This window comes from Micrococcus sp. KRD128, from assembly GCF_017168395.1.
GTDB classification, from domain to species: domain Bacteria; phylum Actinomycetota; class Actinomycetes; order Actinomycetales; family Micrococcaceae; genus Micrococcus; species Micrococcus luteus.
This window is the reverse complement of sequence record NZ_JABFAX010000015.1, coordinates 415,840-417,636: the sequence shown is the minus strand read 5'-3', so window position 1 is coordinate 417,636 and position 1,797 is coordinate 415,840. Positions and strand designations below refer to the sequence as shown.

Below are 1,797 nucleotides of genomic sequence, written 5' to 3'. Positions count from 1 at the left end.
GGACGTGGCGGGAGGAGGCGTTGACGTCCACGGGCAGGACGGGGATGCCCATGCGGCGGGCCTCGGCGACCATGAGGCGGGCGGGGTACATGCCGGGGTCGTGTTCGAGGATGGCGGCCATGAAGGCGGCGGGGTGGTGGGTCTTGAGCCAGGCGGAGTGGTAGGTGGGGACGGCGAAGGCGGCGCCGTGGGCCTTGCAGAAGCCGAAGGAGCCGAAGGCGGAGAGGGTGGCCCAGACTTCGTCGATGACGTCGAGGGAGTAGCCGCGGGCGAGGGCGCCGGTGCGGAAGGCCTCTTCGACGAGGTGTTCCTGCGGGCCGCCGAGGAGGCGGCGGTGCTCGTCGGCGCGGGCCAGTCCGCAGCCGGTCATGACGTCCATGGTGCGCAGGACCTGTTCGTGGAAGACGGTGACCCCGTGGGTCTCGGCGAGGACGGGCCGCAGGTCGGGGTGCGGGTAGTGGGCGGGTGCCCAGCCGTGCCGCTGTTCGAGGAAGGGCCGGACCATGTCGGACTGCATGGGGCCGGGGCGGAAGAGGGAGACGTCCACGGTGAGGTCGTTGAACTCGTGGGGGGCGAGCTTGCCGACGAGTTCGCGCTGGCCCGGGGACTCGATCTGGAAGCAGCCGAGGGTGTGGGTGGTGCGGATCATCGCGTAGGTGGCGGCGTCGTCGAGGGGCACCTGTTCGAGGTCGATGTGCTCGCCCGTGGTGCGTTCGACCTCGGCGATCGTGTAGGCGATGGCGGACTGCATGCGCACGCCGAGGATGTCGAGCTTGAGGAAGCCCATGGGGTCCATGTCGTGCTTGTCGAACTGGCTCATGGGCAGGCCCATGCCGGAGGGCTGGACGGGGGTGCGGTGCAGCAGGGCGGCGTCGCCGAGGATGACGCCGCAGGGGTGCATGGAGATGTGGCGGGGCAGGCGGTCGAGGCGTTCGGTGAGGTCGACGAGCAGGTCCAGCTGGCGGTCGCCCTCGGCGCGGCCGGACTCGATGCGGCGGGAGAGGCCGCCGAGTTCGGGCATGCGCTGGAGAGCCTCGCGGAAGTTCGAGGCGGAGAAGCGCCAGAGCTGCTTGGCGATGGCGTCCACCTCGGGTTCGGGCATGCCGAGGGCGAGGCCGGCGTCGCGGACGGCGCCGCGGGCCCGGTAGGCGTTCTGCATGCTCATGAGGGTGGTGCGCTCGGCGCCGAAGCGCTCGACGACGGCGTGGTAGATCTCGTGGCGGCGGGCGGACTCCACGTCGATGTCGATGTCCGGGAGGGTGGAGCGGTCGGTGGAGAGGAAGCGCTCCATGATCAGGCCGTTGGCCATGGGGTCGACATGGGAGATGCGCAGGGCGTGGTTGACGAGCGAGGAGGCGCCGGAGCCGCGGGCGGCCACGCGGATGCCCATGCCCTCGATGAGGTCGACGACGGCGGCCACGGTGAGGAAGTAGGAGGAGAAGCCGAGTCGGGTGATGATGCCGAGCTCGTGTTCGGCGCGGTCCTGCAGGTCCCGGGCCGCCTGGCTGGTGCCGGGGAGGCCTCCCCCGGTGTGGAGGTGGGGGTAGCGGGCGAGGAGGCCGGTGCGGGTGCGCTCGCGCAGCACGTGCTCCGGGGGGCCGTCGATGCCGATGACGGCGGCCTCGGGGACGCGGGGCACGCCCCAGCCGAGGTCGGTCTCGGGGTCGAGCGCGCAGGCCTCGGCGAGGCGGCGGGTGGCCTCGAGCCGGGGCTGTCTCTTATACACATCTAAAAAAAAAAAAAAAAAAAAAAAAAAGCTGCCCATCCTCGCGTACTCAATGTCAATTATATAAAGCA

At 70.0% G+C, this 1,797-nt stretch carries 1 pseudogene; it reads right to left on the bottom strand.

The window, feature by feature from the left end:
* Window positions 1–1,726: pseudogene (locus J1M44_RS11750) on the bottom strand (DNA polymerase III subunit alpha); the annotation flags it as partial.
* Between the last annotated feature and the right edge of the window lie 71 nt (window positions 1,727–1,797).